This is a genomic window from uncultured Methanobrevibacter sp. (assembly GCF_902774605.1).
GTDB lineage: Archaea > Methanobacteriota > Methanobacteria > Methanobacteriales > Methanobacteriaceae > Methanocatella.
On sequence record NZ_CACYJE010000098.1, the window covers coordinates 1 to 2,874 of the forward strand.

Annotated in this window: 1 pseudogene; it reads left to right on the plus strand. The window is 35.2% G+C overall.

Going from position 1 to position 2,874, the window contains the following annotated elements:
- Nucleotides 1-106 precede the first annotated feature (106 nt).
- Nucleotides 107-2,874: pseudogene (locus QZU77_RS10665) on the plus strand (hypothetical protein); the annotation flags it as partial.

The window sequence follows — 2,874 nt, forward strand, 5'->3', positions numbered from 1 at the left end:
TTAAATGATTAAGATTGAATTTTAAAATTTTAGTATTCAATGATGCTTGAATTTTAAAATTTAATTAGATATGATAAATTGTTAAATTCTTTAATGAGGTGTAAGTTTGAAATTAGATAAGAAATTTTTAATCATATTATCACTTCTTTTCATGATAATATTAGGATTCAATTCAGCCAGTGCAGCTGATTCATCAGATGTAGTTGATGAGAGCAGCGCTGATTTGAGTTTAAGTTCCAGTTCTGATTTGGAAATGATTGATGACTCTGAATCAAGTTCTGAAATGATTAGTGATGAAAGCTTGTCTGAATCCAATGAAGTTTCAGATTCAAGTTCAAATAATGATGATTTGATTAGGGAGGATTTAGGTTCAAGTTCCAATAATGATGATTTGATTAAGGAAGGTTCAGATGCAATATACCTTTCCAAAGATGGAAATGATGAAAATGACGGTTCCGAAGGCAATCCAGTCAATACTATAGAAAGGGCTATTCAATTGGCAGTGTCTGAAAATGGGCCTCATAAGATTTCCGTTGGCGAAGGATCATATGTGGTTTTTGGCATTGACTTGGATGATACCTACTTGACAATAGAAGGTTCTGGAATCGACCAGACAACCTTCGATGGTGTAGGTTATACTGGTGGAATATTCTCCATTTACAATTCCAGCTTGACTATAAGAAACCTGAAGATAATTGATGGTGTCAATACAGGGGCATCTGGAGGAGCATTTACTAATATGGGCAATTTGACAATAGAAAACCTTGATGTTTCCGGATGCATTGTGAAAAACGGAAATGGTGGAGTAATCTACTCTGTAGGGAATTTGAATATAGCAAATTCAAGCTTTACAAACAATCAGGTCATTCCTACAGATAGTGGAGGAAATGGTGGAGTTATCTATTGTGACGGCTATTACACCAGCTTATCCTATCCTCCAAGCTTGAACATTTCTGGATGTGAATTCAGGGGCAATACAGCTAAAGGAAACACCTTCGGTGGTGGGGCTATCTATATGCAGTATGTTGACGGATTCAAGTCAATTGAAAACACAGTGTTCATAGGCAACAAGGCACTCTCTGGAGGAGCAATCTTTATGCAGAACAGCCAAGGTGATTTCCCAATGAACAATGTCAGTTTCATTAAGAACGTTGCTACCGGAACAGTCTCAAATTATGGTGGCGGAGCAATTAACCTCATCGGAAAAACAGATGGCAGGGTAGGAAATGTCATCATTAAAAATAGCCATTTTGTAAACAACAGCGCTATCAATACCCGTGGAGGGGGAGCTATTCTTGATAGGAATGTTGACTTGAACATCAGCAACTCTTTCATCTTCAACAATAAGGATACTGAGAAAGGCATGTCAATCTATAAGGATACAACAGTTTACTATCCAAACGGCGGAAAAATCTATTTGGAAGACAATTGGTGGGGAACAAACAATCCTCAAAAGTTGGATAAGATCAACATTAACAGATGGGTTGTTATGGGCTTGTCTGTAGAGCTATTGGACAATCTTGAAGAAAATTTGGCAAATGATTATAATATAGCCAATTTCGATAAGAAATTAAATTACTATGACATCAAGGTTCTCTTAAACCATTATAATGATGGAAGCTTAATTGAAAACGCCAATTATTATCCATTTGAAAAGGAATTTAAGATTGCAAGCAATAATGGAGAATTGAATCAAACCAATGGATTATTGGAAAATAATATGGCCAGTGTCTTATTAAGCTCATCCTCAAAGGAAAATCTAATTAGTTTAAGAATAGACAATCAAAGCTTGGAATTCAATACAAATTCAATCATATCTAATATAAGTGCAGAAAAACTTCAAAAAATCATTGACAATGCAGAAGATGGCGACATAATCGATTTAAGCAATTGCAATTGTGAAAACATCTCAAATATAATCATAAACAAGAATTTGACAATAATCGGAAACAATGCAACAGCAATCAAATCTGCAGGCGGAAATCCAATATTTGTTGTTGATAAAAACAGTTTTGATGTGGATTCATTCGAAATTTCAAACATCAAGTTCATAGTGGATAATGGAGACACTATAGTTTTAGTCAATGCTAAGAATTCTACAAATCCATTGGAAATAGAGGTTCCAGCTATCAATATCAGTGGAATCGCTGTAGAAAAGATTAATGAGAATGTTGTTGGAGAGACCGTTGACTTGCTCATGATAAATTCTGAAAGGGGAATCTTGGCAACCAGCAATCCAATCAATATAGAAAATGTCTCTTCATTCGATGGACTTAAGCAATTTAAATTCAATGTCACTTCAATTGAGGGGGAACCTGGAATCAATATCCCTCAAGGTGGAAATATCAATATTAATGGTTCTAGTGGCGGGTCAACTGTTATGGTAGCTACAAGCATTGTAGCAAAAGCTATGAAAACCACTACTGTAAATACCAAAATCAATGGCAAGAAAGCAGGAAAAGCATTTTCAATTAGCTTAAAAGACAGCAAAGGAAATCTTTTAGCAAATAAAGAGGTATTGATTTCATTCAATGGCAAGATTTACAAACGCACTACAAATGCTAAAGGTGTAGCAAGCGTAAAAATCGCTCTAAGCAAGAAAGGAACCTATCCTGTTGTAGTTTCATTCCTTGGAGATGAAAAGTACAATGGTAGTTTTGCTGTAGCGAAAGTAAAGGTCAATCCACAGAAAGTCAAATTGACTATACCTAAGAAAACATACAAGAGAAGTAAAAAGATCAAATACTTGTATGCTACCCTTAAGGCCACAAATAAGAAGGCCATTAAGGGTAAAAAGCTCACTTTTACTGTAAATGGCAAAAAGTACACTGCAAAAACCAATAAGAAAGGTGTTGCAAAAGTGAAAGTCAAGTT